The sequence below is a fragment of the Pseudomonas sp. TE3-3-F2023 genome (genome assembly GCF_036784815.1).
In the GTDB taxonomy this organism is placed as follows: domain Bacteria; phylum Pseudomonadota; class Gammaproteobacteria; order Pseudomonadales; family Pseudomonadaceae; genus Aquipseudomonas; species Aquipseudomonas pudica.
In genome coordinates this window covers 2,418,718-2,444,689 of record NZ_CP145113.1, presented here as the reverse complement: position 1 = coordinate 2,444,689, position 25,972 = coordinate 2,418,718, and the positions used below count along the sequence as shown (strand labels likewise).

27 protein-coding genes and 1 tRNA gene are annotated in these 25,972 nt (G+C 63.3%); 4 read left to right on the top strand and 24 right to left on the bottom strand.

Annotated elements, in window-relative coordinates:
- Window positions 1-61: 61 nt before the first annotated feature.
- Together V3314_RS11140 and V3314_RS11135 are read left to right on the top strand one after the other, a co-directional pair.
- Window positions 62-137 (top strand) — tRNA-Asn (locus V3314_RS11140).
- 114 nt (window positions 138-251) lie between these two features.
- A complete protein-coding gene (locus tag V3314_RS11135; protein ID WP_046616988.1) occupies window positions 252-1,538 on the top strand; it encodes a cytosine deaminase in 1,287 nt (428 codons plus the stop codon).
- Here the strand turns inward: V3314_RS11135 and V3314_RS11130 are convergent.
- From V3314_RS11130 to V3314_RS11050, 17 genes are all read right to left on the bottom strand, one after another.
- Window positions 1,511-1,927, bottom strand: a complete 417-nt coding sequence (locus V3314_RS11130; RefSeq protein ID WP_046616989.1) for a cupin domain-containing protein — start codon at window positions 1,925-1,927, stop codon at window positions 1,511-1,513. The two genes, V3314_RS11135 and V3314_RS11130, sit on opposite strands and share 28 nt — an antisense overlap.
- Before the next feature lie 223 nt (window positions 1,928-2,150).
- Entirely contained in the window at window positions 2,151-2,711 is a 561-nt protein-coding gene (locus V3314_RS11125; protein ID WP_046616990.1) for a DUF1285 domain-containing protein, read from the bottom strand.
- Between the two features lie 10 nt (window positions 2,712-2,721).
- Window positions 2,722-3,327 (bottom strand): DUF4823 domain-containing protein, encoded by a 606-nt coding sequence (locus tag V3314_RS11120; RefSeq protein ID WP_046616991.1) that lies wholly within the window; start codon window positions 3,325-3,327, stop codon window positions 2,722-2,724.
- A gap of 66 nt (window positions 3,328-3,393) precedes the next feature.
- On the bottom strand, window positions 3,394-4,362 hold the full coding sequence (locus V3314_RS11115; RefSeq protein ID WP_046616992.1) for a radical SAM protein: 969 nt from the start codon (window positions 4,360-4,362) through the stop codon (window positions 3,394-3,396).
- 284 nt (window positions 4,363-4,646) lie between these two features.
- Window positions 4,647-5,282 carry a TetR/AcrR family transcriptional regulator gene (locus tag V3314_RS11110; RefSeq protein WP_003260720.1) on the bottom strand — a complete coding sequence of 212 codons (636 nt, stop codon included), beginning with the start codon at window positions 5,280-5,282 and terminating at the stop codon, window positions 4,647-4,649.
- A gap of 503 nt (window positions 5,283-5,785) precedes the next feature.
- The gene (locus tag V3314_RS11105; RefSeq protein WP_338460216.1) at window positions 5,786-6,568 is read right to left on the bottom strand and encodes a TatD family hydrolase; all 783 of its coding nucleotides are present in this window, start codon (window positions 6,566-6,568) and stop codon (window positions 5,786-5,788) included.
- A 30-nt stretch (window positions 6,569-6,598) separates the two neighbouring features.
- On the bottom strand, window positions 6,599-7,585 hold the full coding sequence (locus V3314_RS11100) for a DNA polymerase III subunit delta' (RefSeq protein ID WP_338460215.1): 987 nt from the start codon (window positions 7,583-7,585) through the stop codon (window positions 6,599-6,601).
- Window positions 7,578-8,210 (bottom strand): dTMP kinase, encoded by a 633-nt coding sequence (tmk, locus tag V3314_RS11095; RefSeq protein WP_046616995.1) that lies wholly within the window; start codon window positions 8,208-8,210, stop codon window positions 7,578-7,580. Before tmk ends, V3314_RS11100 begins: the two co-directional genes overlap by 8 nt.
- A 9-nt stretch (window positions 8,211-8,219) precedes the next feature.
- Window positions 8,220-9,428: an endolytic transglycosylase MltG gene (gene mltG, locus V3314_RS11090; protein WP_046616996.1), complete on the bottom strand. Its 1,209-nt coding sequence runs from the start codon at window positions 9,426-9,428 to the stop codon at window positions 8,220-8,222.
- Window positions 9,429-9,432: 4 nt separating this feature from the next.
- Window positions 9,433-10,248: an aminodeoxychorismate lyase gene (gene pabC, locus V3314_RS11085; RefSeq protein ID WP_046616997.1), complete on the bottom strand. Its 816-nt coding sequence runs from the start codon at window positions 10,246-10,248 to the stop codon at window positions 9,433-9,435.
- Window positions 10,248-11,492, bottom strand: coding sequence for a beta-ketoacyl-ACP synthase II (gene fabF / locus V3314_RS11080; RefSeq protein ID WP_015269411.1), 1,245 nt, complete (start codon window positions 11,490-11,492; stop codon window positions 10,248-10,250). The genes pabC and fabF overlap by 1 nt, the downstream gene beginning before the upstream one ends.
- A gap of 188 nt (window positions 11,493-11,680) precedes the next feature.
- Complete coding sequence (gene acpP / locus V3314_RS11075) at window positions 11,681-11,917, bottom strand: acyl carrier protein (RefSeq protein ID WP_013971576.1); 237 nt, start codon at window positions 11,915-11,917, stop codon at window positions 11,681-11,683.
- Window positions 11,918-12,120: 203 nt separating this feature from the next.
- On the bottom strand, window positions 12,121-12,861 hold the full coding sequence (fabG, locus tag V3314_RS11070; protein WP_003247160.1) for a 3-oxoacyl-ACP reductase FabG: 741 nt from the start codon (window positions 12,859-12,861) through the stop codon (window positions 12,121-12,123).
- Window positions 12,862-12,876: 15 nt separating this feature from the next.
- A complete protein-coding gene (fabD, locus tag V3314_RS11065) occupies window positions 12,877-13,815 on the bottom strand; it encodes an ACP S-malonyltransferase (RefSeq protein WP_080958534.1) in 939 nt (312 codons plus the stop codon).
- 231 nt (window positions 13,816-14,046) lie between these two features.
- On the bottom strand, window positions 14,047-15,027 hold the full coding sequence (gene plsX / locus V3314_RS11060) for a phosphate acyltransferase PlsX (RefSeq protein ID WP_024086524.1): 981 nt from the start codon (window positions 15,025-15,027) through the stop codon (window positions 14,047-14,049).
- 33 nt (window positions 15,028-15,060) lie between these two features.
- Window positions 15,061-15,243 (bottom strand): 50S ribosomal protein L32, encoded by a 183-nt coding sequence (rpmF, locus tag V3314_RS11055; RefSeq protein WP_010223221.1) that lies wholly within the window; start codon window positions 15,241-15,243, stop codon window positions 15,061-15,063.
- 13 nt (window positions 15,244-15,256) lie between these two features.
- Window positions 15,257-15,784, bottom strand: a complete 528-nt coding sequence (locus V3314_RS11050) for a YceD family protein (RefSeq protein ID WP_012313431.1) — start codon at window positions 15,782-15,784, stop codon at window positions 15,257-15,259.
- 96 nt (window positions 15,785-15,880) lie between these two features.
- Between V3314_RS11050 and V3314_RS11045 the strand changes: the two genes are divergently transcribed.
- Window positions 15,881-16,459, top strand: a complete 579-nt coding sequence (locus tag V3314_RS11045) for a nucleoside triphosphate pyrophosphatase (protein WP_046617000.1) — start codon at window positions 15,881-15,883, stop codon at window positions 16,457-16,459.
- 135 nt (window positions 16,460-16,594) lie between these two features.
- Here V3314_RS11045 and sppA read toward each other — a convergent pair whose 3' ends face one another.
- The 3 genes from sppA to rluC are packed head-to-tail and all read right to left on the bottom strand — an operon-like array spanning window position 16,595 to window position 19,225.
- Window positions 16,595-17,584 carry a signal peptide peptidase SppA gene (sppA, locus tag V3314_RS11040; protein ID WP_046617001.1) on the bottom strand — a complete coding sequence of 330 codons (990 nt, stop codon included), beginning with the start codon at window positions 17,582-17,584 and terminating at the stop codon, window positions 16,595-16,597.
- 6 nt (window positions 17,585-17,590) lie between these two features.
- Window positions 17,591-18,265, bottom strand: a complete 675-nt coding sequence (locus tag V3314_RS11035) for an HAD family hydrolase (RefSeq protein ID WP_046617002.1) — start codon at window positions 18,263-18,265, stop codon at window positions 17,591-17,593.
- Between the two features lie 3 nt (window positions 18,266-18,268).
- The gene (rluC, locus tag V3314_RS11030) at window positions 18,269-19,225 is read right to left on the bottom strand and encodes a 23S rRNA pseudouridine(955/2504/2580) synthase RluC (RefSeq protein ID WP_013971570.1); all 957 of its coding nucleotides are present in this window, start codon (window positions 19,223-19,225) and stop codon (window positions 18,269-18,271) included.
- A gap of 799 nt (window positions 19,226-20,024) precedes the next feature.
- Between rluC and rne the strand changes: the two genes are divergently transcribed.
- A complete protein-coding gene (gene rne / locus V3314_RS11025) occupies window positions 20,025-23,321 on the top strand; it encodes a ribonuclease E (protein ID WP_338460214.1) in 3,297 nt (1,098 codons plus the stop codon).
- A gap of 186 nt (window positions 23,322-23,507) precedes the next feature.
- Here the strand turns inward: rne and murB are convergent, their stop codons facing one another.
- From murB to V3314_RS11005, 4 genes are read right to left on the bottom strand one after another with little or no spacing between them, the layout of a single operon-like run.
- On the bottom strand, window positions 23,508-24,527 hold the full coding sequence (gene murB / locus V3314_RS11020; RefSeq protein ID WP_338460212.1) for a UDP-N-acetylmuramate dehydrogenase: 1,020 nt from the start codon (window positions 24,525-24,527) through the stop codon (window positions 23,508-23,510).
- Window positions 24,524-24,988 (bottom strand): low molecular weight protein-tyrosine-phosphatase, encoded by a 465-nt coding sequence (locus V3314_RS11015; RefSeq protein WP_085602150.1) that lies wholly within the window; start codon window positions 24,986-24,988, stop codon window positions 24,524-24,526. The genes murB and V3314_RS11015 overlap by 4 nt, the downstream gene beginning before the upstream one ends.
- On the bottom strand, window positions 24,988-25,752 hold the full coding sequence (kdsB, locus tag V3314_RS11010; RefSeq protein ID WP_085602149.1) for a 3-deoxy-manno-octulosonate cytidylyltransferase: 765 nt from the start codon (window positions 25,750-25,752) through the stop codon (window positions 24,988-24,990). Before kdsB ends, V3314_RS11015 begins: the two co-directional genes overlap by 1 nt.
- A complete protein-coding gene (locus V3314_RS11005) occupies window positions 25,749-25,934 on the bottom strand; it encodes a Trm112 family protein (protein ID WP_003247142.1) in 186 nt (61 codons plus the stop codon). The genes kdsB and V3314_RS11005 overlap by 4 nt, the downstream gene beginning before the upstream one ends.
- Between the last annotated feature and the right edge of the window lie 38 nt (window positions 25,935-25,972).

Genomic DNA, 25,972 nt, shown 5'->3' with positions numbered 1-25,972 from the left:
TCATTGTTTTGCCTAGGGGTGGCTTGACTTCCCCTGGGCAATCAGTAAGATACGCACAGATTCCGCGATAGCTCAGTCGGTAGAGCAAATGACTGTTAATCATTGGGTCCCTGGTTCGAGTCCAGGTCGCGGAGCCAAACATTGAAAACCTCCAGATGCGCAAGCACTGGAGGTTTTTTGTTGCACTTATCCTCTCATGCCAGCGCACGGCTGCTGTATCGTCCGAGATCCCTCGACGAGCGCAGGCAAGCATGAAAGCCAACGATTTCACCCAGAACGCTCAGCAAGCGGTAGCAATCGCCGCCAACCAGGCCCTCCTGGCAAGCCGACAGGCAACGTTCGCCGTGGGTGGCTGCATCATCGAAAATGCCACTGGCAAGGTATTGGTCGCCCTGCACAACCGCGTGCTGGAGCCCTCTGCCAGCCAGGCGCAACCCGCATTCAGGCTCCACGACCCAACGGGGCATGGTGAGCGCCGGCTGGTGGACTGGTATTTCGACAATCAGCAGCGCCTTGCCCTACCGCCCACGCATGAACTGACCGTCATCACCACGCTCGACCCCTGCGCCATGTGCGCAGGCGCTTTGCTGACTGCCGGCTTCAATGTTGCCGTAAGTGCGCTCGACACCTTTGCCGGCATCAATCATGACGGTCGCTTCGAATTCCCCGGCCTGCCGACCGCACTTCGTCTGCGCGCGCAAGCCACGTGGGGCTACTATGCTGTCGGCAGCCCTTTTGATCGCGACTATGTCGGGCCGACGCAAGGGCCGATCTATGCCGGCGAACGCATCGACGCCGCAACGATGTGCCTTACCCGTTCGTTGTTCGAGGCCAGCGTGAACCACGTGCATGACGAAAGCAGCAACGCCGGCCTCCCGCCATCTGCCCTGAAAGACCCTATCACCCTACCCAGCCGGAGCTTGGTACGCCAGGCCCTGGCGGGCTTGAGCCCATGGAGCCTGTGCATCAAAAGTGCAGACCCTCGCCTGCCCGGCATCGAACTGGCCGAGCCATTGGTCGACACAGCTCTCGCGGCAGATACGTGCAACGCCGTAGCCTTGCTGGACCCATTCGGCAATCTGCTGGCCTGCCTGGGCGGTGACGAAACGCGCTCCCCCATTCGCACTGCGTTCATGGAAACCACTCGCAGCTACGCCGCGTTACGCTGGAACCTGATGAATCATGACGACCCACAGGTCCGCGACGAAGCACACCAGCATCTCACCCACCCCCGTTACTGCACATTCGTCCTGCTCCGTTTTCCGGACCCGGCCGGCAGCGAGGCGGTCATGACCCTTGGCGCCTATGGCTCCACCATGGAACGGCATACCGCGCCGTCCTTTCCCTCAAGCTTGCAATATGTATTGCTGCCAACAGGCTGCACTGCCAGGGACGTTGCTCGACTGGCGCGAAACCTGCCGCCGTTCTACACAAGCAACGCGCAGGTCGCGCCTTGCCAGGTACTGGACCCGAACCTGACACAGGAAGTGACGATCCGGCTGGGGAAGGCTCAGCGCTCCGAGCCTGCTGCCGGATAGGGCAATGTGACCGCACTGCCTTCATCCACCAGACTCCAGACCAGCAACTTGGCTGACTGCTTCTGACTGGCGTTGCGTGACACGCTGTGCACGGTACCCGGGGCTTCGTACCAATATTCACCGGCCTTGTAGGTTTTCTCCGGCTCGTTATCGAGCTTCGATACCACTGCCCCTTCCAGCACGTAGGCCATCACTGCGCCCGGGTGCTGATGCGCGGGTGATGCCTGGCCGGGGGCGTAGCTGACGGTGAGCATCACGGCGTTCTTGCCGGGGGCGTTCGAGGGTTGTTGCTGCTGCAGGACCTTGACCTGGTCGGCAGAGTCGCCGTGCGCCCAGGCAGGGGTTTGAGCGGCGAGCAGGGCGAAAAGGATGATGCTAGGGGATTTCATGGGAGGCCTCTCCTGGATGGCAATCGCCTGCAGGTTAGGCCTGTGGGGCAGAGAGACAAATGACCAATTCGGTGAAAAACCAAGAGGCCGATCATTGCCTGTACCGGCCTCTTCGCGGGCTTGCTCGCTCCCACTGGTACACTGCAGCCCTTGAAGCCTGCAGAGAACCCTGTGGAATCGAGTGCCCCCCCCCCCGAACAGGACGGTGCAGGCAACAGAGATCTCAGCTGCTAAGCCCGATCGGGTAGAACTCACCGTGGCTCCAGACCCCAAGCCACTCTTCACCATCGATCTCACGCGGTACCGCCAGCTCTACCAACTGGTAGAACACGTTGCGATGAATCAGCGCCTCGAGGTTGCTGCGCATCAGCACATACGGCGATGGCTCCTGCGTGACCGGGTCGATCACCACGCGCAGCGGGTTGGCCGGCCCGGCTTCGACCTGGTCCTCGACATTGCTGGTGAAGCGCAGCACCTGCTGCTCACCCTCACCTTCCACGTCCAGCGCAACGGCCACGAACGGCGCATCGTCGACGCGGATGCCCACCTTCTCTACCGGGGTGATCAGGAAGTAGTCATCGCCATCGCGGCGGATGATGGTGGAAAACAGCCGCACCATTGGCTTGCGGCCGATCGGCGTACCCAGGTAGTACCAAGTGCCATCACGAGCGATGCGCATGTCGATGTCACCGCAAAAGTCCGGGTTCCACAGATGCACCGGCGGCAGGCCCTTGGCTTTGGGGATCTGCGCCAGAAGATCATTGGCCTTGCCGGAATCGCTCATCACGCTTGCCTCATTCACTCATACCCAGAAGGCTACGAGCGTACTCGCGCATCGGCGCGCCAAGCAAATCCTCCGGGGTTTTATCGTGGAACGTCAACAAACCGCCACGGCTCTTGATACGCGCAGTGTCGATCAGGTAGCGGGTGCTGGTTTCGATGAGCATCATCTGCACCACCCCGGTGTCCCAGCCCAGGCGGTCGACTGCCTGTTCGTCATACCACTCGTCGCCATTGCCGATACGGTCGTCGGTGCGGGCGAAGCGGGTATACAGCACGTAGTCGGCACCCACCGAACGCGCCTGGGCGATGGCCTCTTCCAGGCCCAGTGGCCCTTGGGCGCGGCGCACCAGTGGGAAATACTCGACGAAGCTCTTGTAGGCCTGTTCGGCCACTGCGTTCTGCCGTGGCACAGGCCCCTTGCCCGGGGGCACGAATGCGCCCTGGCCGATGAAGATGAACGAATCGGGCTGCAGGCGGATCGACAGGGTGCGGCGGGTATCGCTGTGGTCCAACAGACCGGCATCGCTCATGTGGTAACGGACGCCCTCGCCCATATCGCTGACATTCATGCAACCGCCCAGCGCCAACAGCGCCAGCAGCAAAACCAGGCTACGCATCTTTCCTCCAGTGGCCGGCGACGAAAAACCGGCGAATAGCCGGCGGATGCAGCTTTTGCGCCAGCTTCAGCCGCCGATCACCTTCATCACCATCACATCGCCGGAAAACGCCAGGTCCTGCTTGTCTGCCAGGGCCTTGACCAGCAGGCGCTGCAGGGCCGGCAGCGCCTGATGGCGCGGTTTTTCCAGCAGGTCGCCCACGAAATGGCGATTGCCCGACGACAGGCAGCCGTGCAGCCAACCCGTGGAGGACAGTCGCAGCCGCGAACAGGTGCGGCAGAACGGTACGCTTTCGTTGGCGATCACCCCGAAGTGGCCTTTGCCGGGTACCGCATAACGCAAGGCGGTGGCATCCAGCGGCGCGTCGACCTGAACGTAGGCATGCTTGCCAGCGATCAGTGCGAGCAGCTGGTCGAGGCCGACGAACTGTTGCAGGAAGGCGTTATGGTCACGGGCCAGATGGCCCATGCGCATGAGCTCGATGAAGCGCAGTTCGAAGCCGCGCTCCAGGCAGTAATCCAGCAGCGGCAGCACCTGATCGAGGTTGTGCCCGCGCATCGGCACCATGTTCACCTTGATCTGCATACCCATGGCGTTGGCCTGCTCCATACCCGCCAGCACACTGGCCAGGTCGCCGCCCCGGGCGATACGGCGGAAGGCATGTGGGTCGAGTGTGTCGAGGGAAACGTTCAATCGGCGGATACCTGCCGCCTGCAATTGGGGCAACTTGCGCGTCAACAGCTGGCCATTGGTAGTCAGCGAGATATCGTCAAGGTCGAGCTTGGCCACGGCGGCCAGGAAAGCATCCAGGCGCGGACTGACCAATGGCTCACCGCCGGTAATGCGCAAGCGTTCGATGCCGGCGGCTTCGATCAGGTAGGCCACGCCACGGGCCAGGGCATCCGCCGGCAGTTCGTCCTGTGCTGCCACCAGGCGCTTGCCGTCTGGCACGCAGTAGGTGCAGGCATAATTACAGGCAGCCGTCAGGCTGACGCGCAGGTTGCGAAAACGCCTGCCTTGACGATCGACGATCATGAATGACTCCGGCATGGATGATGGGGGCTGGCAAAACCTGACTCATAAATCAGGTTTTTGCAAGCCCTATCCTTTTTGCCGCTGTCGGTGTCGCCGTGCTGTTGTGGAAGCAGGCATGTCAGTCATGGGGCTGCTGCGCAGCCCATCGCAGGCAAGCCAGCTCCCACAGGATCGCGCAACACTTGAGATCTGCGCTGTACATGTGGGAGCTGGCTTGCCTGCGATGGCCGCAAAGCGGCCCCAATAACGCTGACTGGCAGGCTTCAGGGAAAGCCTGCACTATCTCAGTTGGAAGGTTCCGGATCGCGCTTGCGCTTGTTGCCCATGCGCACGCCGATGTCCATCAGGAACTGGAAGAAGCCTTCCTGATCCTCCAGCACATTGCTCCAGAACGGCGAGTGGTACAGCGCCACGGCGCCGTGCACCAGCGCCCAGGCAGCGCAATAATGGAAGTACGGCGGCACGTCCTCGAGCTTGCCTTCGCTGATACGGCCCTTGATCAGCTGGGTCAGGCGGTCGAAGTTGGAGGCACGGATGCTGTGCAGCTGTTCGACCATTTCCGGTACCTGGTTGCCCTTGACCACCTTTTCTTCCAGGCGGTCGAACAGCCGGTACCGCTGCGGATCGCGCATGCGGAACTCGAAGTAGGCTCGCGACAGGGCTTCCTTGTCGCGGTCGACGTCGGCCGAATGCAACAGCGCGTTCAGGTCGCGCTCGTAATCGAGCATCAGGCGCAGGTAGATCTCCGCCTTGGACTTGAAGTGCTTGTAGATCGTGCCTTTGCCGATGCCCACGGCGTCAGCGATCATCTCGACGGTGACGCTGTCTTCCCCCTGTTCGAGAAACAGTTTGAGCGCGGTGTCGAGGATTTCCTGTTCGCGACGGCGAAACTCACGGACCTTACGAGGTTCTTTCTGCATAGGAAGGACTGGATGACAATCGAAGCGGTTTATTATGCCTAACTTGCAAGAAATTGCACGGATCATCCACGCATGTCTGTGTTTCACGATGCTTACGGCCATGCGATGCGGGAGGAATGAAACGTTGGCGTATTCCAAATCTGTTTAAAAAACGATCAATATGCACTGGCACTGCGCCAAAGCTGGCCAATACTTGAAGTGTTGGCGCGGCGCATCCCCCCAAGTGGCGCGCCGATAAAGGTGCTCAGGGACCGCGTACCTTTGTTTTACTCCTAATGGTCTTAACCCGGATTCCCCCCCCAGAACCCGGGTTTTTTTTGCTTACGTGACGGGCCGCCCACTCGAGGCTCGTGCTGAGCTTTTGATCTTGCTCTGGCTTTTGAGCTTGCTTTTGATCTTGATCTTCGCGACTTCAGGAGGCCGAGCGAAGGGATTGCGCGCTTAAAAGCAAAAGCCGAAGCAAGAGCAAGAGCGCTCAGGCGTTGTATTGTGAAGAGTTGCTGTCAGGCCACCCGCGCCAACGGGAACAAGCGCTTGAAGTTGGCAGTGGTCTGTTCGGCCAATTGCTCATAACTGGCCCCGCGCAACGAAGCCACATACTCGGCCACCTCACGCACGTACTGCGGCAGGTTCGGCTTGCCCCGATGCGGGATCGGCGCCAGATACGGCGAATCCGTTTCCACCAGCAGCCGATCGACCGGCACCTGCCGCGCCACTTCACGCAGGGCATCGGCATTGCGGAAGGTAACGATGCCAGACAACGAAATGTAATACCCCAGGTCCAGCGCCGCCTTGGCCATGTCCCAGTCTTCGGTGAAGCAGTGCAGCACGCCGGCCTGCGGCAGGTTGGCCTCGCGCAGCAGCGCCAGGGTATCGGCACGCGCCGCACGGGTATGCACGATCACCGGCTTGCCGGTCTGCCGCGAGGCCTCCAGGTGCAGGCGGAACGAGGCTTGCTGCAGCTCGGCTGTTTCCGGCTCGTAGTGGTAATCCAGCCCGGTTTCACCAATCGCCACCACATGTGGGTGAGCGAGTTCGCGCAGCAGCCATTCCAGCGCCGGCGTTTCGCCCGGCGCAAGATCCAGCGGGTGCACGCCCACCGAGCAATCGACATCGGCGTAGCGCTCGCTCAGCGCCTTAACCGCACCAGCATTCTCGGCGCTGACGCCAATACACAGGAAATGCCCGACCCCGCGCTCACGCGCCGCCTGCAGGGCAGCATCGAGGGAGCCCTGGTGGGCGCTCAGGTCCAGACGGTCAAGATGGCAATGGGAATCTACAAGCATGGGATAACGGCACACATGAAAAAATGAAAATCAGCGGGCGCCCGGCAACTGCAGCCAGTGGGCCAGCAGCGATTCAAGCAGCAGGGCGCGGTTGAGGTTGGCCTTGCCCAGCACCTTCTGGCGCTGCTCCAGGATCCACGCCTGCACCTCCAGCACCTTGGCCTGGCGGCTCTTCTGCGCCAGGTACTGCACCACCTTGCGCATATCGGCCAAGCCTAGCCCCTCCTCGTCCTGGGTCAATTGGTAGCGCAGGATCAGATGCGCCCAATCGCAGAACCAGTCGAACAGCAGCAACAGCGGCACGCCGTTCCAGGCATCGGCCAGCTGGCTGGGCGATTGCTGCTGCTTCAGCAGCTTCTTCACCCCGTCGGTGACCAGCGCACGCTGCTCGAGCACGCCTTGGGCCTGCAAGCTGACCGCCATCAGCGGCGAACCGGCAGCCAGGGTCAGCAACTCGTTGCGCTCGGCCTCGTCACTGTCGGGCAGCGCGCCGGCCAGCCAGGCCTGGCTCTGGGCCAGGCTGGGCTGGGGGCAGGCGACCTGCTGACAACGGCTCTTGATGGTCGGCAACAGGCGGCTGGGCTGGTGGGTAACCAACAGCAACACGGTATCGCCGGAGGGTTCTTCGAGGCTCTTGAGCAGGGCGTTGGAGGCGTTGACGTTCATCGCTTCCACCGGCTCGATCAGTACCACCTTGCGCCCACCCAACTGCGCGGTCTGCACCACAAAGGCCACCAACTCGCGCACCTGGTCGACCTTGATCGGTTTGTCGGCTTCTTCGGGCTCGAGGACGAAGTTGTCCGGGTGGCTACCAGCCTTGAGCAGCAGGCAGGACTTGCACCCGCCACAGGCCTCCATACCCTGGGGCTGCTGGCACAGCAGGCGGGCCATCAGGCGCTCGGCCAGGGCCCGCTTGCCGATACCCTGCGGCCCATGCAGCAGGTAGGCGTGAGCGTGCTGGCTGCGACCGGCCAGTTGCTGCCAGAGGGCCTGCTGCCAGGGATAGGCCTCAGCCACGGCAACGCTCCACGATGCCTGGTAGCAACGCATCGATGGAACGTTGCACGGCCTCCAGAGGTTGGGCGGCGTCGAGCAGGCTATAGCGCTGTGGTTCGCGGTTGGCGCGCTGCAGGTAGGCCTGACGCACCGCTTCGAAGAACGCCTGGCCTTCCTGCTCGAAACGGTCCAGGCGGCCGCGCGCGGCTGCGCGGGCCAGGCCCACTTCGACCGGCAGGTCGAAGACCAGGGTCAGGTCCGGGCGCAAGTCGCCCTGGACGAATTGCTCCAGGGTGGCGATACGCTCGACAGGCAAACCGCGCCCGCCGCCCTGATAGGCGTATGTGGCATCGGTAAACCTGTCACACAAGACAACCGCCCCGCGGGCCAGCGCCGGCCGGATCACCTGCGCCAGGTGCTGGGCACGCGCAGCGAACACCAGCAACAGTTCGGTGTCGGCCGCCATGCTTTCATCGCTGGGCGCCAGCAGCAGCTCGCGCACCTTTTCGGCCAGCGGTGTGCCGCCGGGCTCACGGGTCAGCACCACGTCCAGGCCCTGCTCGCACAAGCGCGCAGCCAGGTAGTCGCGGTTGGTGCTCTTGCCCGCGCCTTCGGGGCCTTCCAAAGTAATAAACAAGCCGCTCACAGGCAGTCCTTAATGTTGTTCGTCAGGCAGCGGCCGTTCGGCCGCTTGCGCGCCGCCGGCAGGAGCGTCCTGCACAGGCGGCTGGTCGGGCGCTGGCTGCGCTGTAGATTCATCGGCAGGCGCCTCGGGCTGTTCGGCCTCGTCGACACTTGGTTGTGTTTGTGGCTGCGGCTCTGACTGCGATTGCGGCGCGGGGCTGGAACGGTAGTCCGCACGGCGCTTGAGCTGGAACTCGCGCACCGCCGAGTTGTGGTCGTCGAGGTCGTCGGAAAACACGTGGCTGCCATCGCCACGGGCGACGAAGTACAGGCTTGTGCCATCGGCCGGGTTGAGCGCCGCGTGAATCGCTTCGCGACCGACCATGGCGATCGGGGTCGGCGGCAGGCCGTTGATGGTGTAGGTGTTGTAGGGCGTCGGCTCGCGCAGGTCGTCGCGGGTGATCTTGCCGTTGTAGCGCTCACCCATGCCGTAGATCACCGTCGGGTCAGTCTGCAGCATCATGCCCAGGCGCAGGCGCCGCACGAAAACGCCAGCAATCTGCCCGCGCTCCTGGGGAATGCCGGTTTCCTTTTCTACCAGCGAGGCCATGATCAGTGCCTGGTACGGGTCACGGTATGGCAGGTCGGCTGTGCGCTCGGCCCATTCCTTGGCCAGCACTTCATCCAGGCGCATATAGGCCTGCTGCAGCAGTTCGACGTCGCTCATGCCGCGCACGAAGCGGTAGGTGTCCGGGAAGAAGCGCCCCTCGGGGAACACACCGGTATGGCCGAGCTTGTCCATCACTTCCGAATCGGACAGCCCATCCAGCGTGTGCTTGATCTTTTCATGCTTGGCCACGGCCGAACGCACCTGGCGGAAGGTCCAGCCTTCGACCAGGGTCAGGTTGTACTGCACCACGTCGGCCCGACGCCAGGCATCGAACAACTGCTCCACGGTCATGCCTGGGGTCAGGCGGTACTCGCCGGTGTGCAGGGGGGTGCCGGCCATGTTGAAGCGCCAGTACAGGCGCAACCAGACGGCGTCGTCGAGCAACCCTTCGTTCTGCATGCGATAGAACATGCGGTTGGGGGTGGTGCCATTGGGCACGTCGAGCAGGCGCTCCTGCGTCACGTGCAGGGGCTGCTCCAGGACCGAGTTGACCTTCCAGGCCGACCAGCCCACGGCGAGGCCGGCGAGGATCAAGCCCATTTCCAGCAGCAGCAGGAATTTACGTCTCACGAATTCAGGTTTCCAGTAACGTACGGGCAACGGCCTGCAGTTTACGGGTGAGCGGGCCCGGCGACCAGTTTAGCGCGGCAACGCCACGCACAGGCCAGACACCGTAGACGCTGTTGCAGACAAATACTTCATCTGCCTGCTCCAGCGCGTCGAACGGCAGGTCGCAGACCTGCACCGGGATGCCCAGCAGCGCTGCCTGTTCCAGCAACGCGGCCCGCATCACGCCAGCGACGCCACAGCGGCTGAGGTCGGCCGTGAACAGCACGCCATCGCGCACCAGGAACAGATTGCTGTACACCCCTTCGATCACCCTGCCCTGCCCATCACGCATAAGGCCCTCGGCATGTTCGCTGCCCTGCCATTCGGCACGGGCCAGCACCTGCTCCAGGCGGTTGAGGTGTTTGAGGCCGGCCAGCAGCGGTTGTTCCCCAAGCCGGGTCTGGCAGGGGAACAGGCACACGCCATGCTCGGCATGTTCGACAGGATAGCTGGGCAACAGGCTGCCCTGCAGGATACGGCGCGGCGCGGCACCGGCAACCGGCGCGTAACCGCGCTGGCTGTCGCCACGAGTAAGGATGAGTTTGGCTACGCCATCACCGAGTTGGTTGGCGTAGCGCAGGAGTTCGTCGCGCACCAGCGCCAGGTCGGCATTGATCGCCAGGCGCTGGCAGCCCAGCGCCAGGCGTGCGAGATGGCCGTCCAGCAGGCTGGGCCGGCCGCCGCGCACGGCGATGGTCTCGAACAGCCCATCGCCGTAGGCCAGGCCGCGGTTCTGCAGGTTGATTGCAGCCGCCGGCTGGCCATCGATCCAGCTTTGCATCAACCGGCGAACCGGCGGAATACCAGCGAACCGTTGGTACCGCCAAAGCCGAACGAGTTGGACAGCACCACATCGATCGGCATGCTGCGCGCCTGGTGCGGTACGAAGTCGAGGTCGCAGCCCTCGTCCGGCTCGTCCAGGTTGATGGTGGGCGGAGCCATCTGGCTGTTGATCGCCAGCACGCTGAAGATAGCTTCCACGGCACCGGCGGCGCCCAACAGGTGACCGGTCATCGACTTGGTCGAGCTGACCGCCAGCTTGTAGGCATGCTCACCGAACACGCGCTTGATCGCCGCCACTTCGGCCACGTCGCCAGCAGGGGTCGAGGTGCCATGGGCGTTGATGTAGCTGACCTCTTCCGGCTGGATGCCGGCATCACGCAAGGCGTTGGCCATGCAACGGGCAGCGCCTTCGCCGGTGTCGGGTGGCGAAGTCATGTGATAGGCGTCACCGCTCATGCCGAAGCCGACCAGCTCGGCATAGATGGTCGCGCCGCGGGCCTTGGCGTGCTCCAGCTCTTCGAGCACCAGGGCACCGGCACCGTCGGAAAGCACGAAGCCGTCACGGCCCTTGTCCCACGGACGGCTGGCCCGGGTCGGCTCGTCGTTGCGAGTGGACAGCGCGCGGGAGGCACCGAAGCCGCCCATGCCCAGGCCGCAGGCGGCCATTTCGGCGCCGCCGGCGATCATCACATCGGCTTCACCGTAGGCGATGTTGCGCGCGGCCATGCCGATGCAGTGCGTACCAGTGGTGCAGGCAGTGGCAATGGCGTAGTTCGGCCCCTGCAGCCCCAGGTGGATCGACAGGAACCCGGAGATCATGTTGATGATCGAGCCCGGCACGAAGAACGGCGAAATACGACGCGGCCCCGAATCGTGCAGGGTGCGGCTGGTTTCTTCGATGTTGGTCAGGCCGCCGATACCCGAGCCCATGGCCACGCCAATACGCTGGCGGTTGGCGTCGGTGACCTCCAGGCCGGCATTACGCACCGCCTGAAACCCGGCCGCCAGGCCATACTGGATGAACAGGTCGAGCTTGCGGGCCTCTTTGGCCGACAGGTATTGCTCGACCTCGAAGCCTTTCACCGAGCCGCCAAAACGGGTGGAGTAGGCAGACAGGTCCGTGTGTTCGATCGGACCGATGCCACTGCGGCCAGCCAGAATGCCCTGCCAGGTGCTCGGTACATCAGTACCCAGTGGCGACAGCATACCCATACCGGTGACCACGACGCGTCTACGCGACACAGTACTCTCCTTTTCTAATGACAGAGTTTCTTGCCATTGCATTCAAGCAATGGAATGAAATGGCAACAAGCTCTTGGTACCCGGTGAACGAGACCGACCTGCAAAACGCAGGGTGCTCGCAAAGAAAAAACCGCACGCCGGCAAAGGCAGTGCGGTTTTTCCCGACAAGAAGCGTCGACTACAGCGTCTTAGGCCTGGTGGGCTTTGACGTAGTCTACGGCAGCTTGAACGGTAGTGATCTTCTCGGCTTCTTCGTCAGGGATTTCGGTCTCGAATTCCTCTTCCAGAGCCATCACCAGCTCAACGGTGTCAAGCGAATCGGCACCCAGGTCATCGACGAAGGACTTCTCGAGAGTCACTTCCTCTTCCTTGACGCCCAGTTGCTCGGCGACGATTTTCTTGACGCGTTCTTCGATGGTGCTCATACCTAGTTTTCACTCCTAATGGACATATGTCAGGCAGCTGGCCGGTGGCTAATTTTATAGAAAGACGTTCGCTTTTCAAGCTAAACGCACCTTCACACCAGTCACCTCACCCGCTGCCTGGAATCTGGTTGCAGCTTTATAACGGATTTTAGGCTCGCAGTATGACTCTTTTTTTACGAAATCCGTCACATTGGGTTGCAGTATTACATGTACATCCCGCCGTTGACCGGCACGGTGGCGCCGGTTACGTAGGCTGCGCCGTCGGATGCCAGGAACGAAACCACCTTGGCGATTTCGTCGGCCTGGCCCAGGCGGCCCAGCGGGATCTGGGTCTGCAGGGCTTCGCGCTGCGCTTCTGGCAGCTCGCGGGTCATGTCGGTGTCAATGAAGCCCGGGGTCACCGAGTTGACAGTGATGCCACGCGAGCCCACTTCACGCGCCAGGGCGCGGCTGAAGCCTTCAAGCCCGGCCTTCGCGGCCGCGTAGTTGGCCTGGCCAGCGTTGCCCATGGCACCGACGACCGAGCCGATGCTGATGATACGACCCCAACGTGCCTTGGTCATGCCACGCAGCACACCCTTGGACAGACGGTAGAGGCTGTTCAGGTTGGTATCGATCACGTCGAACCACTCGTCGTCCTTCATGCGCAGCATGAGGTTGTCACGGGTGATACCGGCGTTGTTGACCAGGATGGCCGGTGCGCCGAACTGCTCGCCGATGGCGGCCAGCACAGCTTCAACCGATTCGGCGCTGGTCACGTTCAATTCCATGCCGGTACCGGTGATGCCGTGTTCTTTCAGGGTGGCAGCAATGCGCTCGGCGCCGGAAGCCGAAGTGGCGGTGCCGATCACGGTCGCGCCCTGGCGGCCCAGCTCGAGGGCGATGGCCTGGCCAATGCCACGGCTGGCGCCGGTGACCAGTGCAACTTTACCTTGCAGGCTCATGCAAGCTTCTCCAAATCAGGCCAGTGCCGCGCGGGTGGCGGCGACGGCGTCAGGGGTATTGAGGTTGTAGGTGGTCACGCCATCGGCGCAACGCTTGTTCAGGCCGGCGAGGACCTTGCCCGGGCCGCACTCGACCAGGTTGACCGCACCGTTGGCGGCCAGGGTCTGCACGCACTCGACCCAGCGCACTGGCTGGTACAGCTGCGCCAGCAGGTCGTGCTTGAGAGCATCGAGGTCGGCAGCTACTGCGGCAGTAACGTTCTGCACCACCGGAATTTGCGGGGCCTTCCACTCGATGGCGTTGACCGCATCGGCAAAGCGCTCGGCAGCAGGCTTCATCAGCGCGCAGTGCGACGGCACGCTGACCGCCAGCGGCAGGGCGCGCTTGGCACCCTTGGCCTTGCACAGCTCGATGGCGCGATCGACGGCGGCCTTGTTGCCGGCGATGACCACCTGGCCTGGCGAGTTGAAGTTGACCGCGCTGACCACCTGGTCTTCGGCCGCTTCGGCGCAGATTTCCACGACCACGGCGTCGTCCAGGCCGAGAATGGCGGCCATGGCGCCATGGCCGGCCGGCACGGCTTCCTGCATCAGCTGGCCACGGCGCTCGACCAGGCGCACGGCATCTTTCAGGCTCAGGCTGCCGGCGGCAACCAGGGCACTGTATTCACCCAGGCTGTGGCCAGAGACGAAGGCCGGCCTGGCACCGCCCTCTTCCAGCCACAGGCGCCACAGCGCGATGGACGCGGTGAGGATGGCCGGCTGGGTCTTGTCGGTCTGGTTGAGTTGCTCTTCCGGGCCTTCCTGGACCAGCTTCCACAGGTCGTAACCGAGTGCCTCGGACGCTTCCTTGAAGGTTTCGATGATCACTGGCTTCTCGGCGCCGAGCTCGGCGAGCATGCCCAGCGACTGGGAACCTTGACCGGGAAAGACGAATGCGAGAGATGCAGACATTGAACAAGCCCTTATGATCTTGTCGTCGGATAGGGTGCGCCAGGCCCTGGGCCAGGCGCGGAATCTGAAAGCTTGGATGAAGACGCAGACCAAGCGGTCACATTTAAGCACTTCATCGTCGATATGCCTAAGGCCTTTATTCCTTCGGCACAGGCCCTTTCGCGGGAAAACCCGCTCCCGCAGGGTTACCACAGGCCTGAACAAGTTTGCCCGCGAACGGGCCGGCACAGACTACAACAGCAGGTCCTCGAGCCGCCCATGCAAGCGCTGCGGCAGGTTTTCCTGGATCTCGATCAACGCCCGCTGGATGGCACTCTGGAAGCCCTGCACCCCCGCCGAACCATGGCTCTTGATGACGATGCCCTGCAACCCCAGGAAACTCGCGCCATTGTGCCGCGCCGGTGCGAGGTCGGCCTGCAGGCGCTTGAGCAGCGGCATGGCCACAGCTCCGGCTGCCCGCGACAACACGCCCCCCTTGAACAACTGCTCGATGCGCGCGCCGATCATCGTCGCCAACCCCTCGCTCGACTTGAGCAGGATGTTGCCGACGAACCCGTCGCACACAACCACATCAGCTTCGCCGCGATACAATCCGTCACCTTCGACGAAGCCTATGTAGTTGAGCCCCCGGGCGTTCTGCAACAGGCTGGCCGCCAGCTTGACCTGCTGGTTGCCCTTGATGTCCTCGGTACCGATGTTCAGCAGTGCCACACGCGGCCGCTGCACGCCCAGGGCCTGGGCGGCCACCGAGCCCATCACCGCGAACTGGTAGAGGTTCTCGGCGCTGCAGTCGACGTTGGCACCAAGGTCGAGCAACTGGCAGTAACCGGTCTGGGTCGGGATCGCCGCCACCATGGCCGGCCGGTCGATACCCGGCAGTGTCTTGAGCACGAAACGCGAGAGCGCCATCAGCGCCCCGGTATTGCCGGCGCTGACGCAAGCCTGCGCCTTGCCGTCACGTACCAGTTCGAGGGCGATGCGCATCGACGAGTCCGGCTTGCCGCGCAACGCCTGGGATGGCCGCTCGTCCATGCCGATCACCTCGCTGGCGGCCACGATTTGCAGGCGCGCGCGATCCGCAGCCGCAAGGCCGCTTACAAGATCTTCAAGGAGGGAGGGTTGACCGACGAGGGTCAGGTGCAGCGAGGGGGTAGCCGAAAGGCAGGCAATGCTAGCCTGGACAATGCTGCGGGGACCGAAGTCCCCGCCCATTGCGTCGATCGCGATGATCTGAGCGGACAAGGATTACTCGTCAGCGCCCTTGTCGATCACTTTGCGACCACGGTATACGCCTTCTGGCGAAACGTGGTGACGCAGGTGTACTTCACCGGTGGTTTTCTCTACCGACAGCGCGTTTTCCGACAGGGCGTCGTGCGAACGGCGCATGTCACGGGCAGAGCGGGATTTTTTGTTCTGCTGAACAGCCATAATTGATTAACTCCTAAACGTTTGGGTCACGCTTTAACTGCGCCAAAACACTGAACGGGTTGGACCGCGATACCTCGTCCTTGCTCGATTCGGGCTCGTCTGCGCCCGCCGGCTGCTGGCATTCTTCCGGATGATGAGCAGGCACGATTGGCAAGGCGAGCAAAAGCTCCTCCTCGATCAATGCCTGCAGATCCAAAGGATCTTCGCCCAGTTCCAGCACGTCATAGCCTTTCGGCAACGACTGGGTATTCGCACCCTCCTTCACCACAGCGTATGTACATTCGCTGTGGATCGGCAGGGTGACCAGCTCAAGACAACGCTGGCAAACCATCTTGACCTCGACGTCCAGCTCGCTGTGGATAACCACCACGTGCTGTTCATCTCGTTCAAAATCGAACTTCGCCTGCACCGTACCGACATTGTCGGAAAGCGGGTCGCAGAGTCTTTCCAAATCAGCGAGCTGCAGCGAACCGTTAAGGGTTACGCCACGATCGGCTAATTTGCGCGGGTCAACGTGAGGTGGAATCGGGTCATTCAACATAGGCGCAGCATTCTAGGGATGCCCCCCGCCCCTGTCAAAGGAAATTCGGCGGCATCGTGCGTGATAGAATTTGTTCAACCGAATCAGGAGTCTACCATGCTTCCTCTGTTACTGGCTTCCAGCTCTGCCTACCGCCGCGAACTGCTCGCGCGCCTGCGCCTGCCCTTCACCTGGGCAAGCCCCGATATAGACGAGCGGCGCCTGGACGACGAACCGGCGGTGGAACTGGTGCGCCGGCTGGCCAGGCAAAAAGCCGAGGCCCTGACGGGCAGCCACCCCGGGCACCTGATCATCGGCTCGGACCAGGTTGCGGTGCTGGGCGAACAGGTACTGGGCAAGCCGCACACCTTCGAGCGGGCCTGCGAGCAGCTGCTGGAGTGCAGCGGGCAGCAGGTAAGCTTTCTGACCGGGCTGGCATTGCTGAACAGCGCCACCGGGCACTGCCAGGTGGACTGCGTGCCGTTTACCGTGACCCTGCGCGAACTGGACCGGGAGCGGGTGGAACGCTATGTGACGGCAGAACAGCCGCTGGACTGTGCCGGCAGCTTCAAGGCCGAGGGGCTGGGAGTGAGCCTGTTCCAGAGCACGCACGGGTGCGATGCGACCAGCCTGATCGGGCTGCCGTTGATTAGATTGGTGGATATGTTGACCAGGGAAGGGGTGGTGATTCCCTGAGATTTTGGGGCCGCGCTGCGGCCCTTCGCGGGCACGCCCGCTCCCACAGGCGTGTCGCAGCCTGCGAGTTTTGCGCGTTCCCCGTGGGAGCGGGCATGCCCGCGAAGGGGCGCAAAGCGCCCCGGCACTTCCGGATCAGCGCAACTGCGGCCCCTGGAACCCCATCCACATCGCCAGGCGCTCGGCCACACTGGCCCCCACACGCTTGGAGAAGCGATCGAACGCCGACTCCTGCACGGTGAAGTCCACCAGTTCCTTCTCGCCCACGATTTCGCGCGCCACATAGCTGGCACTGCCCAGCCCATCCACCAGGCCCAACTCCTTGGCCTGCTCACCCGACCAGACCAGGCCACTGAACAGTTCCGGATGCTCCTTGTCCTTCAGGCGTTCGCCCCGCCCCTGCTTGACCATGGCGATGAACTGCTGGTGCGTGGTATTCAGCACGCCCTGCCAGAACTCGGTCTCTTCCGGCTTCTGAGGCGAAAACGGATCGAGAAAGGCCTTGTGCTCGCCTGCAGTGTAGGTACGCCGCTCCACACCCAGCTTCTCCATGGTGCCGACAAAGCCATAACCGGCTGCGGTCACACCAATCGAGCCCACCAGGCTGGCCTTGTCGGCATAGATCTCGTCCGCCGCACTGGCGATGTAGTAGGCACCGGAAGCACCAAGGTCGGCGATGACCGCATACAGCTTGATGGCCGGGTATTCGGCCCGCAGACGGCGGATTTCGTCATACACGTAACCCGACTGTACCGGGCTGCCTCCAGGGCTGTTGATGCGCATCACCACAGCCTTGGTCTTGCTGTCCTTGAACGCTTCGCGCAGGCTCTTGACGATATTGTCGGCGCTGGCCGGCTCCTGGTCGGCAATCACCCCACGCACCTCGACCAGCGCGGTATGGCTGGCACTGCGCGACGCAGCCTTGTCCATATCCATCAACGGTGTGAACAGAATCAGGATGCCGAACAGGTAGACGAAGGTCAGCAACTTGAAGAAGATCCCCCAGCGTCGCGCCCGGCGCTGCTCCTGAACACCTGCCAGCAGGGTCTTTTCCAGTAGCTTCCAGCTTTTGCGCTCTTCGCGCTCCTCGGGTTCGGCCTCGGGGGCTTTCCATTCGTCTGCCATGCTTACCTACCTTGGAAATGGAATTGCGGAACCACCCAGCCACTCGCGCAACTGGGAAAAATGATCGATGCATACCTGCGGGCCAAACTCGGCCAGCGCCTGCAGCGACATGGCACCATAGCCCACCGCCACCGAATGCATGCCGGCATTGCTGGCCATCTGCAGGTCAAATGCCGAATCGCCAACCATCAGCGCACGCCCCGGTTCGACACCGCAATGGCCGAGGATTTCCTCGAGCATCAGCGGGTGCGGCTTGCCGCGGGTCTCGTCGGCGGCGCGAGTGATGTCGAAAAACTGCTCCCAGCCATTGGCCTTGAGCACCCGGTCCAGCCCGCGACGCGCCTTGCCGGTGGCCACCGCCAGGCGGTAACCCTCGGCACGGAAGGCATCCAGCGACTCGACCACCCCCTCGAACAGCGGCGAGGGCTGCTGGTCCAGGGCCATGTAGATATCTGCATAGTACTGACGAAAGCTTTCGACCTGAGCAGGCGCCAGGTGCGGGTACAGGGTGTGGATCGCCTCGCCCAGGGCCAGACCGATGATGCCCTTGACCGCATCCTCGCTGCTTTGCACCTCACCGGCACGATCGGCGGCGGCATTCATCGCCTCGACGATACGCCCGATCGAGTCAGCCAAGGTGCCGTCCCAGTCGAAGATCAGTAGCTCGTAGCCTTTTTTCATGGATCAGGACGCACTCAGACGTTCAACGGTTTTCGCCCAGACTTCATCCACCGGCGCTTCGAGCTTCAATTCGCCACCATCCGGCAGCGGCACCGTCAGCGCGTAGGCATGCAGGAACAGGCGCTTGCCGCCCAAGTCGCGAATTTCACGACTGAAATCTTCGTCGCCGTACTTGCTGTCGCCAGCGATCATATGCCCGGCATGCAGGGTGTGCACGCGGATCTGGTGGGTACGGCCAGTGATCGGGCGCGCCTCGACAATGGTGGCAAACTCGCCGAAGCGGCGCAGCACGCGGAACAGGGTCAGTGCCTCCTTGCCCTCGTCGTTCACCTCGACCATGCGCTCACCGGAACGCAGGTTGCTCTTGAGCAACGGCGCGCTGACCTGCTTCTTCGAGGTCGGCCAATGGCCGCGCACCAGCGCCATGTAGCGCTTGTCGACACCGTCGCCACGCAGCGCGGCATGCAGGTGACGCAGCATGCTGCGCTTCTTGGCGATCATCAGCAGGCCGGAGGTGTCACGGTCCAGTCGGTGCACCAGTTCCAGTTCCTTGGCATCCGGGCGCAGTTGGCGCAGCGCCTCGATCACGCCGAAGCTCAGACCACTGCCGCCATGCACGGCGATGCCCGCCGGCTTGTTCATCACGATCAGCGCCTTGTCTTCGTAGACGATGGCCGCTTCCAGGCGCTGCAGCAGGCCCTGGGCCACCGGCGCCGGTTCGTCACGTTCCGGCAGGCGGACGGGCGGTACCCGCACGATGTCACCGGCCTGGATCTTGTACTCCGGCTTGACGCGGCCCTTGTTGACCCGCACTTCACCCTTGCGCAGGATGCGGTAGACCAGAGTCTTTGGCACGCCCTTGAGGGCCGTGATGAGGAAATTGTCGATGCGTTGGCCGGCAAGCTCCGGCGCGACTTCGATCAGCTGAACGCCGGAAGTCGGAGGGGTATTGGTCGTCATGGCGGGATCATAACAATTTTTTATGGAATTGAAGCACTTAATCATTGCTGCTATAGTCGCGAACGCCGCCAAAAGCGGCAGGCCAGCGGCACCAGGCTCCTAGCCGGCCCCTGACCAACGCAATTCTGCAGGACGCGAGGCCGTCCTACGGGGTTTTCGCCAGTTTACCGAATTGCCTGGAATCGCCACCAGCGCTGTGTAGAGAAGACCGAAAAAAAACGACAAGTGCGGTGTTTCACCTGCTTACCCGATTCTTTTCGCTGCACCTCTGCCCGCCCCGTCGCTTCCACGCAACGCCCGGCGAATGCTTCGGAAATACCTGCCTTGGACATGAATGGCGCCAGCGCAGAACCTGCGCTGGCGAAAAATGCAACCCGTTGCGGATTCAGCGCGCGGCAGCACCCGAATTATCAGGGATACGTGCAGGGTGGAGATGCACAGCCCTCGGACCGTGTAGCACCGCGTCCGGCCCACCAGCCCACTGAACGGCTGGCGAGCGGATAAGGTCCTGAACAGATGCCCCCGGGCGTCCACGGCTGACGGTTGATTCCTCCTCCTGACTGAGTGCACAAGGCCCGCTTGGTTGATTCGGATTCCTATTCGAAGCCACCGGGGCCTTGTTGGCACCGCAGCAAACAGGACGCGTCGTCGCGACAACGGCAGGCTGGGCAACCGGCTGGTGCCGAACGTCGCTCGACACGGGGGTGGCCCGGCCACCCTTTGCGCACCTTGGCACCGACCATGAGACGTCGTGTGTGCCGAACGCCGTTTCCGGCAGCCCGGAAACCGACGGTACAACATGAAAAGAATGCTGATTAACGCGACTCAACCCGAAGAGTTGCGTGTAGCCCTGGTGGACGGCCAACGTCTCTACGACCTGGACATCGAGTCCGGCGCGCGCGAGCAGAAAAAGGCCAACATCTACAAAGGCAAGATCACCCGCATCGAACCCAGCCTCGAAGCCGCCTTCGTCGACTTCGGTTCCGAACGTCACGGCTTCCTGCCGCTGAAAGAAATCTCCCGCGAATACTTCAAGAAAACCCCCGAAGGGCGGGTCAACATCAAGGAAGTACTGAGCGAAGGCCAGGAAGTCATCGTCCAGGTCGAGAAGGAAGAGCGTGGCAACAAAGGCGCCGCCCTCACCACCTTCATCAGCCTGGCCGGCCGCTACCTGGTGCTGATGCCGAACAACCCGCGCGCTGGCGGCATTTCCCGCCGCATCGAAGGCGAAGAGCGCAACGAACTGCGTGAAGCCCTGAACGGCCTGACCGTGCCGGGCGACATGGGCCTGATCGTGCGCACTGCCGGCCTTGGCCGCAGCAGTGAAGAAATGCAGTGGGACCTCGACTACCTGCTGCAACTGTGGACCGCCATCAAGGAAGCGTCCCAGGACCGCGCCGCGCCATTCCTGATCTACCAGGAAAGCAACGTCATCATCCGCGCCATCCGCGACTACCTGCGCCAGGACATCGGTGAAGTGCTGATCGACAGCATCGATGCCCAGGAAGAAGCCCTGACCTTCATCCGCCAGGTGATGCCGCAGTACGCCAGCAAGGTCAAGCTGTACGAAGACAGCGTGCCGCTGTTCAACCGTTTCCAGATCGAAAGCCAGATCGAGACCGCCTTCCAGCGCGTGGTCGACCTGCCGTCCGGCGGTTCGATCGTGATCGACCCGACCGAAGCCCTGGTGTCCATCGACATCAACTCGGCGCGCGCCACAAAAGGCAGCGACATCGAAGAAACCGCCCTGCAGACCAACCTGGAAGCGGCCGAGGAAATCGCCCGCCAGCTGCGCCTGCGTGACATCGGCGGCCTGATCGTCATCGACTTCATCGACATGACCCCGGCGAAAAACCAGCGCGCCGTCGAAGAACGTGTTCGCGAGTGCCTGGAAGCCGACCGTGCCCGCGTCCAGGTCGGCCGCATTTCTCGCTTCGGCCTGCTGGAAATGTCCCGTCAGCGCCTGCGCCCGTCGCTGGGCGAAAGCAGCGGCATCGTCTGCCCACGCTGCTCCGGCACCGGCATCATCCGTGACGTCGAATCGCTGTCGCTGGCCATCCTGCGCCTGATCGAAGAAGAGGCCCTGAAGGACCGCACCGCCGAAGTTCGTGCCCAGGTGCCGATCCCGGTGGCTGCCTTCCTGCTCAACGAGAAGCGCAACTCGATCACCAAGATCGAACTGCGCACCCGTGCGCGCATCATCATCCTGCCGAACGATCACCTGGAAACCCCGCACTTCGAAGTCCAGCGCCTGCGCGACGACAACCCGGAAGTGCTGAACAACCAGTCCAGCTACGAGATCGCCGCCGCCGAAGCCGAAGAAGCGCCGCAGCCGACCGCCACCCGCACCCTGGTTCGCCAGGAAGCCGCAGTCAAGACCGCCCCGGCCCGCGCCAACGCGCCGGTGCCGGCCACTATCGAAGAGCAGCAGCCTGCCGCACCGGTCGCCCCTGCCCCGGTCGCCCCGGAGCCAAGCCTGTTCAAGGGCCTGGTGAAGTCGCTGGTAAGCCTGTTCGCCGGCAAGGAAGAGCCTGCCGCCGCGCCGGTTGTCACCGCCGCCGAGAAGCCAGCCGCCGAGCGTAGCCCACGCAACGAAGAACGCCGCAACGGCCGCCAGCAGAGCCGCAACCGCAACGGCCGCCGCGACGAAGAGCGCAAACCACGTGAAGAGCGTGCCGAGCGCGCACCTCGTGAAGAACGAGCGCCACGCGAAGAACGAGCCCCACGTGAAGAGCGTGCACCACGTGAAGAACGCGCCCCACGCGAAGAGCGTGCACCGCGTGAAGAACGCGCACCACGCCAGCCACGCGAAGACCGCCGTGGCAACCGTGGCGAAGAGCGCGTGCGCGAACTGCGTGAGCCACTGGACGCTACCCCTGCCGAGCGCGAGGAACGTCAGCCGCGCGAGGAACGTGTGGCCCGTGAAGAACGTGCTCCACGCGAAGAACGCGCCCCACGTGAAGAGCGCGCACCTCGCGAAGAACGCGCCCCGCGTGAAGAGCGTGCTCCACGTGAAGAACGCGCACCGCGTGAAGAACGTGCACCGCGCGAGGAACGCGCACCTCGCGAAGAACGTGCCCCACGTGAAGAGCGCGCACCTCGTGAAGAACGTGCTCCACGCGAAGAACGTGCCCCTCGCCCACCACGTGAAGAGCGTCAGCCACGCGCAGCCGAAGAAGCCGCCGAGCAGGCTGCCGAGCTGGCCGAAGAGCAACTGCCGAACGAAGAGCTGCTGCAGGACGAACAGGAAGGCAACGATGGCGAGCGCCCACGCCGCCGTTCCCGTGGCCAGCGTCGTCGCAGCAACCGTCGTGAGCGTCAGCGCAACGCCAACGGCGAGCTGATCGATGGCAGCGAGGAAGAAGGCAGCGAAGAGCAGCCTCAACCGCATCAGGCCACCGAGCTGGGTGCCGAACTGGCCGCCGGCCTGGCCGTGACTGCCGCTGTCGCCAGCAGCAACATCAGTGCCGACGCTGAAGCACAGGCCAACCAGCAGGCCGAGCTTGCCACTGCCGAGGTCGCCGCCGTAGCGGAAACCGACAACAGCGAAGTCGCCCAGCCGGTCGAGCAGGTCGAGAAGATCGAAGCTGCTGCCAAAGCTGAAGAAGTGGCCGTGGCCCCCGTGGTCGAGCTGCCGGTCAGCGAGCCTGTGGCCGTGGTCGAGGCAACTGCCGAGCCAGTGGTCGAAGTCACTCCGCAGCCAGTGGTCGAGCAAGCACCTGCTGCCGAACCGGTAGTGGTTGCCGAAGCACCGGTAGAAGCACCTGCCGTCGAGGCCGGTGAAATCGAGCAGGCCCCAGCCGTGGCCGAAGCCGCTCCGGTTGCCGAGCAACCTGCCCCGGTTGTCGAAGCCCAGCCAGAAGTGGTGGCCGAGCCTGCACCAGTGGCCGTCGAACCTGCACCGGTCGAAGCCCCTGCGGCGGTGGAACCTGCCACTGTTATCCTGGCCAACGGCCGTGCGCCGAACGACCCGCGTGAAGTGCGTCGCCGCAAGCGTGAGGCCGAGGCTGCCGCCAAAGCCGCACAGGAAGCTGCTGCAGCCACCGAGGAGCCAGCCCTGGAAGCCACCGATGAGCAAAAGCCTCATCACGGTTGATAGCCAAGGCTGAATGAAAAAGCCCCGCCAGTGCGAACTGGCGGGGCTTTTTCTTGGCTGGGCGTTTTTTCTGTACCGACCTCTTCGCGGGTAAACCCGCTCCCACAGGGGCCCCACTACCCTCAGGCCCTGCGAGGTCCCTGTGGGAGCGGGTTTACCCGCGAAAGGGCCAGCCCAGGCACTGAATCAGTAGAGGTTAGGCTCCATCTCCAGCTCGACCCCGAACCGCTCGAGGATATCGGCCTGGATCCGTCGCGCCAGCGCATGCATCTGCGCCCCGCTCGCCTGGCCGTAGTTGACCAGCACCAGCGACTGCAAACGATGCACCCCGGCATCCCCTTCGCGATGGCCCTTCCAGCCTGCCTGCTCGATCAACCAGCCTGCCGCCAGCTTCACCTGGCCATCGGCTTGCGGATAAGCCACCACCCCCGGGTACTGCGCACGGATTCGCTCGACCTGTTCCGCCGAGACCACCGGGTTCTTGAAGAAGCTCCCGGCATTACCCAGCTCTGCCGGGTCTGGCAGCTTCTCGCGGCGAATGCTGCAGATCGCCTCGCTGATCGCCTGCGCGGTCGGCTCGGTCACCCCCTGCTCTGCCAGGCGCTGGCGCACCGGACCGTAATCCAGGTGAGCCCGCAGCGTACGGCTCAAGGCAAAGCGCACCCGCAGGATCAACCAATGTCCGGGGTTGCGTTTGAACAGGCTGTCGCGATACCCGAACGCACATTCCGCCAGGCCGAAGTCACGCAGCTCGCCTGTCTCGCGGTCCAGGGCGGTAAGGGCTACAAACACGTCCTTGATCTCCACGCCATAAGCGCCCACGTTCTGCATCGGCGCGGCGCCCACGGTGCCGGGGATCAGGCTGAGGTTCTCCAGCCCGCAATACCCCTGCGCCAATGTCCACTGCACGAACGGGTGCCATGGCTCACCGGCCTCGGCCTCGACCACGATACGTTCGCCATCGTCGCTGAGCACGCGCCGGCCACGGCTGGCCATGTGCAGCACCAGCGCATCGATATCGCGGGTCAGCAACAGGTTGCTGCCTCCGCCAATCACCAGCACTGGCACGCCGCCTTGCTGGGCCTGGGCCAGCGCCTGGCGCACCTCCTGATCATCATGTGCCTGGCTGAAATACCGCGCTTTCACGTCGATACCAAAGGTGTTGTACGGCTTGAGCGATACCTGCTCCTGCCACTGCACTGTCATAACCGCCCCTTGATTTCCAGGACCAGTGCCTGGCACGCCGCTTCGACCAGGTCGAGCACCTGCTCGAAGCCATCGGCGCCGCCGTAGTACGGGTCTGGCACTTCATCCAGCGCTGCGCCATAACGGCGCAGGAACAGGTCGAGCTCCCCCACTGCCGTATGCGGGCGCATCGCACGCAAATGGCCAAGATTGCTCTCGTCCATCGCCAGGATGAGGTCATATTCGGCAAAGTGCGCCGCCGTGACCTGCTGGGCGCGTTGCTGCGACAGGTCATAGCCACGCGCCAGCGCTGCCTTGCAGGTGCGGCTGTCAGGCGCCTTGCCGACATGCCAGTCGCCAGTGCCGGCCGAGGCGACATGCACGCGGTCGGCAAGCCCGGCAGCCTGCAATTGATGGCGCAGCACGCCTTCGGCGGTGGGCGAGCGACAGATATTGCCGAGGCAGACGAACAGGACGCGCATCAGGCCTCCAACAAGCGCCGTACGCGCTCCAGGTCTTCAGGGGTATCCACGCCCACGGCAGGCGCCTCGATGGCGTCTTCGACGTGGATGCGTACGCCATGCCACAGGGCCCGCAGCTGCTCCAGCGCTTCGGTCTGCTCGAGCCAGCACGGGCCCCAGCTGACGAAGCCCTGCAGGAAGCCGACGCGGTAGGCGTACATGCCGATGTGGCGACGATAAGGCACACCCTCTGGCAGCAGGTTGCGGTCCTTGGCGAATGCATCGCGAGCCCAGGGCAGCGGGGCACGGCTGAAGGTCAGGGCCAGGCCGTTCTTGTCGCTGACTACCTTGACCGCGTTGGGGTTGAACACGGTTTCCGGCTCATGGATCGGTTCGGCCAGCGTGGCGATGCCGGCTTCCGGATGCGCTGCCAGGTTTGCTGCCACCTGGTCGATGATCACCGGCGGAATCAGCGGTTCGTCGCCCTGTACGTTGACCACGATGGCATCAGCGGGCAGGCCGAGGTGCGTGGCCACTTCGGCCAGGCGATCGGTGCCGGACTCATGGTCGGCACGAGTCATCAGCACTTCGGCGCCGAAGGCCTGGCAGGCCTCTAGAATGCTGGTGTCGTCGGTGGCTATGACCACACGGCTGGCGCCGCTCTTGCGGGCCTGTTCCCACACATGCTGCACCATCGGCTTGCCGGCGATCGGCAGCAATGGCTTGCCCGGCAGGCGCGTGGAGCGCAGCCGGGCGGGGATCACCACGGTGAAATCCAGGCTCATTTGTCCAGACGCTCGTCGTCAGTCAGGGTACGCGCCTCGCTTTCCAGCATGACCGGGATGCCGTCGCGGATCGGGTAGGCCAGGCCGGCGCCCTTGCTGATCAGCTCGGTCTTGTCGGCACTGAGCTTGAGCGGGCCCTTGGTGATCGGGCAGGCCAGGATATCGAGCAGTTTGGTGTCCATTGGAGGCTTCCTTTAGGCCAGGTGGCCGGGAATTGAAA

Bases quoted from the DNA above. Each gene is read 5' to 3' on its own strand.
- V3314_RS11120 (WP_046616991.1), bottom strand. From the start codon at position 3,327: ATGCGTAGCCTGGTTTTGCTGCTGGCGCTGTTGGCGCTGGGCGGTTGC.
- pabC (WP_046616997.1), bottom strand. From the start codon at position 10,248: ATGCAAAGCTGGATCGATGGCCAGCCGGCGGCTGCAATCAACCTGCAG.
- fabD (WP_080958534.1), bottom strand. From the start codon at position 13,815: ATGTCTGCATCTCTCGCATTCGTCTTTCCCGGTCAAGGTTCCCAGTCG.
- V3314_RS11035 (WP_046617002.1), bottom strand. From the start codon at position 18,265: ATGAAAAAAGGCTACGAGCTACTGATCTTCGACTGGGACGGCACCTTG.
- rluC (WP_013971570.1), bottom strand. From the start codon at position 19,225: ATGACGACCAATACCCCTCCGACTTCCGGCGTTCAGCTGATCGAAGTC.
- V3314_RS11135 (WP_046616988.1), top strand. From the start codon at position 252: ATGAAAGCCAACGATTTCACCCAGAACGCTCAGCAAGCGGTAGCAATC.
- V3314_RS11015 (WP_085602150.1), bottom strand. From the start codon at position 24,988: ATGCGCGTCCTGTTCGTCTGCCTCGGCAATATCTGTCGCTCGCCCACC.
- V3314_RS11050 (WP_012313431.1), bottom strand. From the start codon at position 15,784: ATGTTGAATGACCCGATTCCACCTCACGTTGACCCGCGCAAATTAGCC.
- rne (WP_338460214.1), top strand. From the start codon at position 20,025: ATGAAAAGAATGCTGATTAACGCGACTCAACCCGAAGAGTTGCGTGTA.
- plsX (WP_024086524.1), bottom strand. From the start codon at position 15,027: ATGGGCGGGGACTTCGGTCCCCGCAGCATTGTCCAGGCTAGCATTGCC.
- V3314_RS11105 (WP_338460216.1), bottom strand. From the start codon at position 6,568: ATGCTTGTAGATTCCCATTGCCATCTTGACCGTCTGGACCTGAGCGCC.
- kdsB (WP_085602149.1), bottom strand. From the start codon at position 25,752: ATGAGCCTGGATTTCACCGTGGTGATCCCCGCCCGGCTGCGCTCCACG.
- rpmF (WP_010223221.1), bottom strand. From the start codon at position 15,243: ATGGCTGTTCAGCAGAACAAAAAATCCCGCTCTGCCCGTGACATGCGC.
- V3314_RS11125 (WP_046616990.1), bottom strand. From the start codon at position 2,711: ATGAGCGATTCCGGCAAGGCCAATGATCTTCTGGCGCAGATCCCCAAA.
- V3314_RS11115 (WP_046616992.1), bottom strand. From the start codon at position 4,362: ATGATCGTCGATCGTCAAGGCAGGCGTTTTCGCAACCTGCGCGTCAGC.
- V3314_RS11130 (WP_046616989.1), bottom strand. From the start codon at position 1,927: ATGAAATCCCCTAGCATCATCCTTTTCGCCCTGCTCGCCGCTCAAACC.
- V3314_RS11005 (WP_003247142.1), bottom strand. From the start codon at position 25,934: ATGGACACCAAACTGCTCGATATCCTGGCCTGCCCGATCACCAAGGGC.
- V3314_RS11045 (WP_046617000.1), top strand. From the start codon at position 15,881: ATGCTTCCTCTGTTACTGGCTTCCAGCTCTGCCTACCGCCGCGAACTG.
- sppA (WP_046617001.1), bottom strand. From the start codon at position 17,584: ATGGCAGACGAATGGAAAGCCCCCGAGGCCGAACCCGAGGAGCGCGAA.
- acpP (WP_013971576.1), bottom strand. From the start codon at position 11,917: ATGAGCACCATCGAAGAACGCGTCAAGAAAATCGTCGCCGAGCAACTG.
- fabG (WP_003247160.1), bottom strand. From the start codon at position 12,861: ATGAGCCTGCAAGGTAAAGTTGCACTGGTCACCGGCGCCAGCCGTGGC.
- murB (WP_338460212.1), bottom strand. From the start codon at position 24,527: ATGACAGTGCAGTGGCAGGAGCAGGTATCGCTCAAGCCGTACAACACC.
- V3314_RS11110 (WP_003260720.1), bottom strand. From the start codon at position 5,282: ATGCAGAAAGAACCTCGTAAGGTCCGTGAGTTTCGCCGTCGCGAACAG.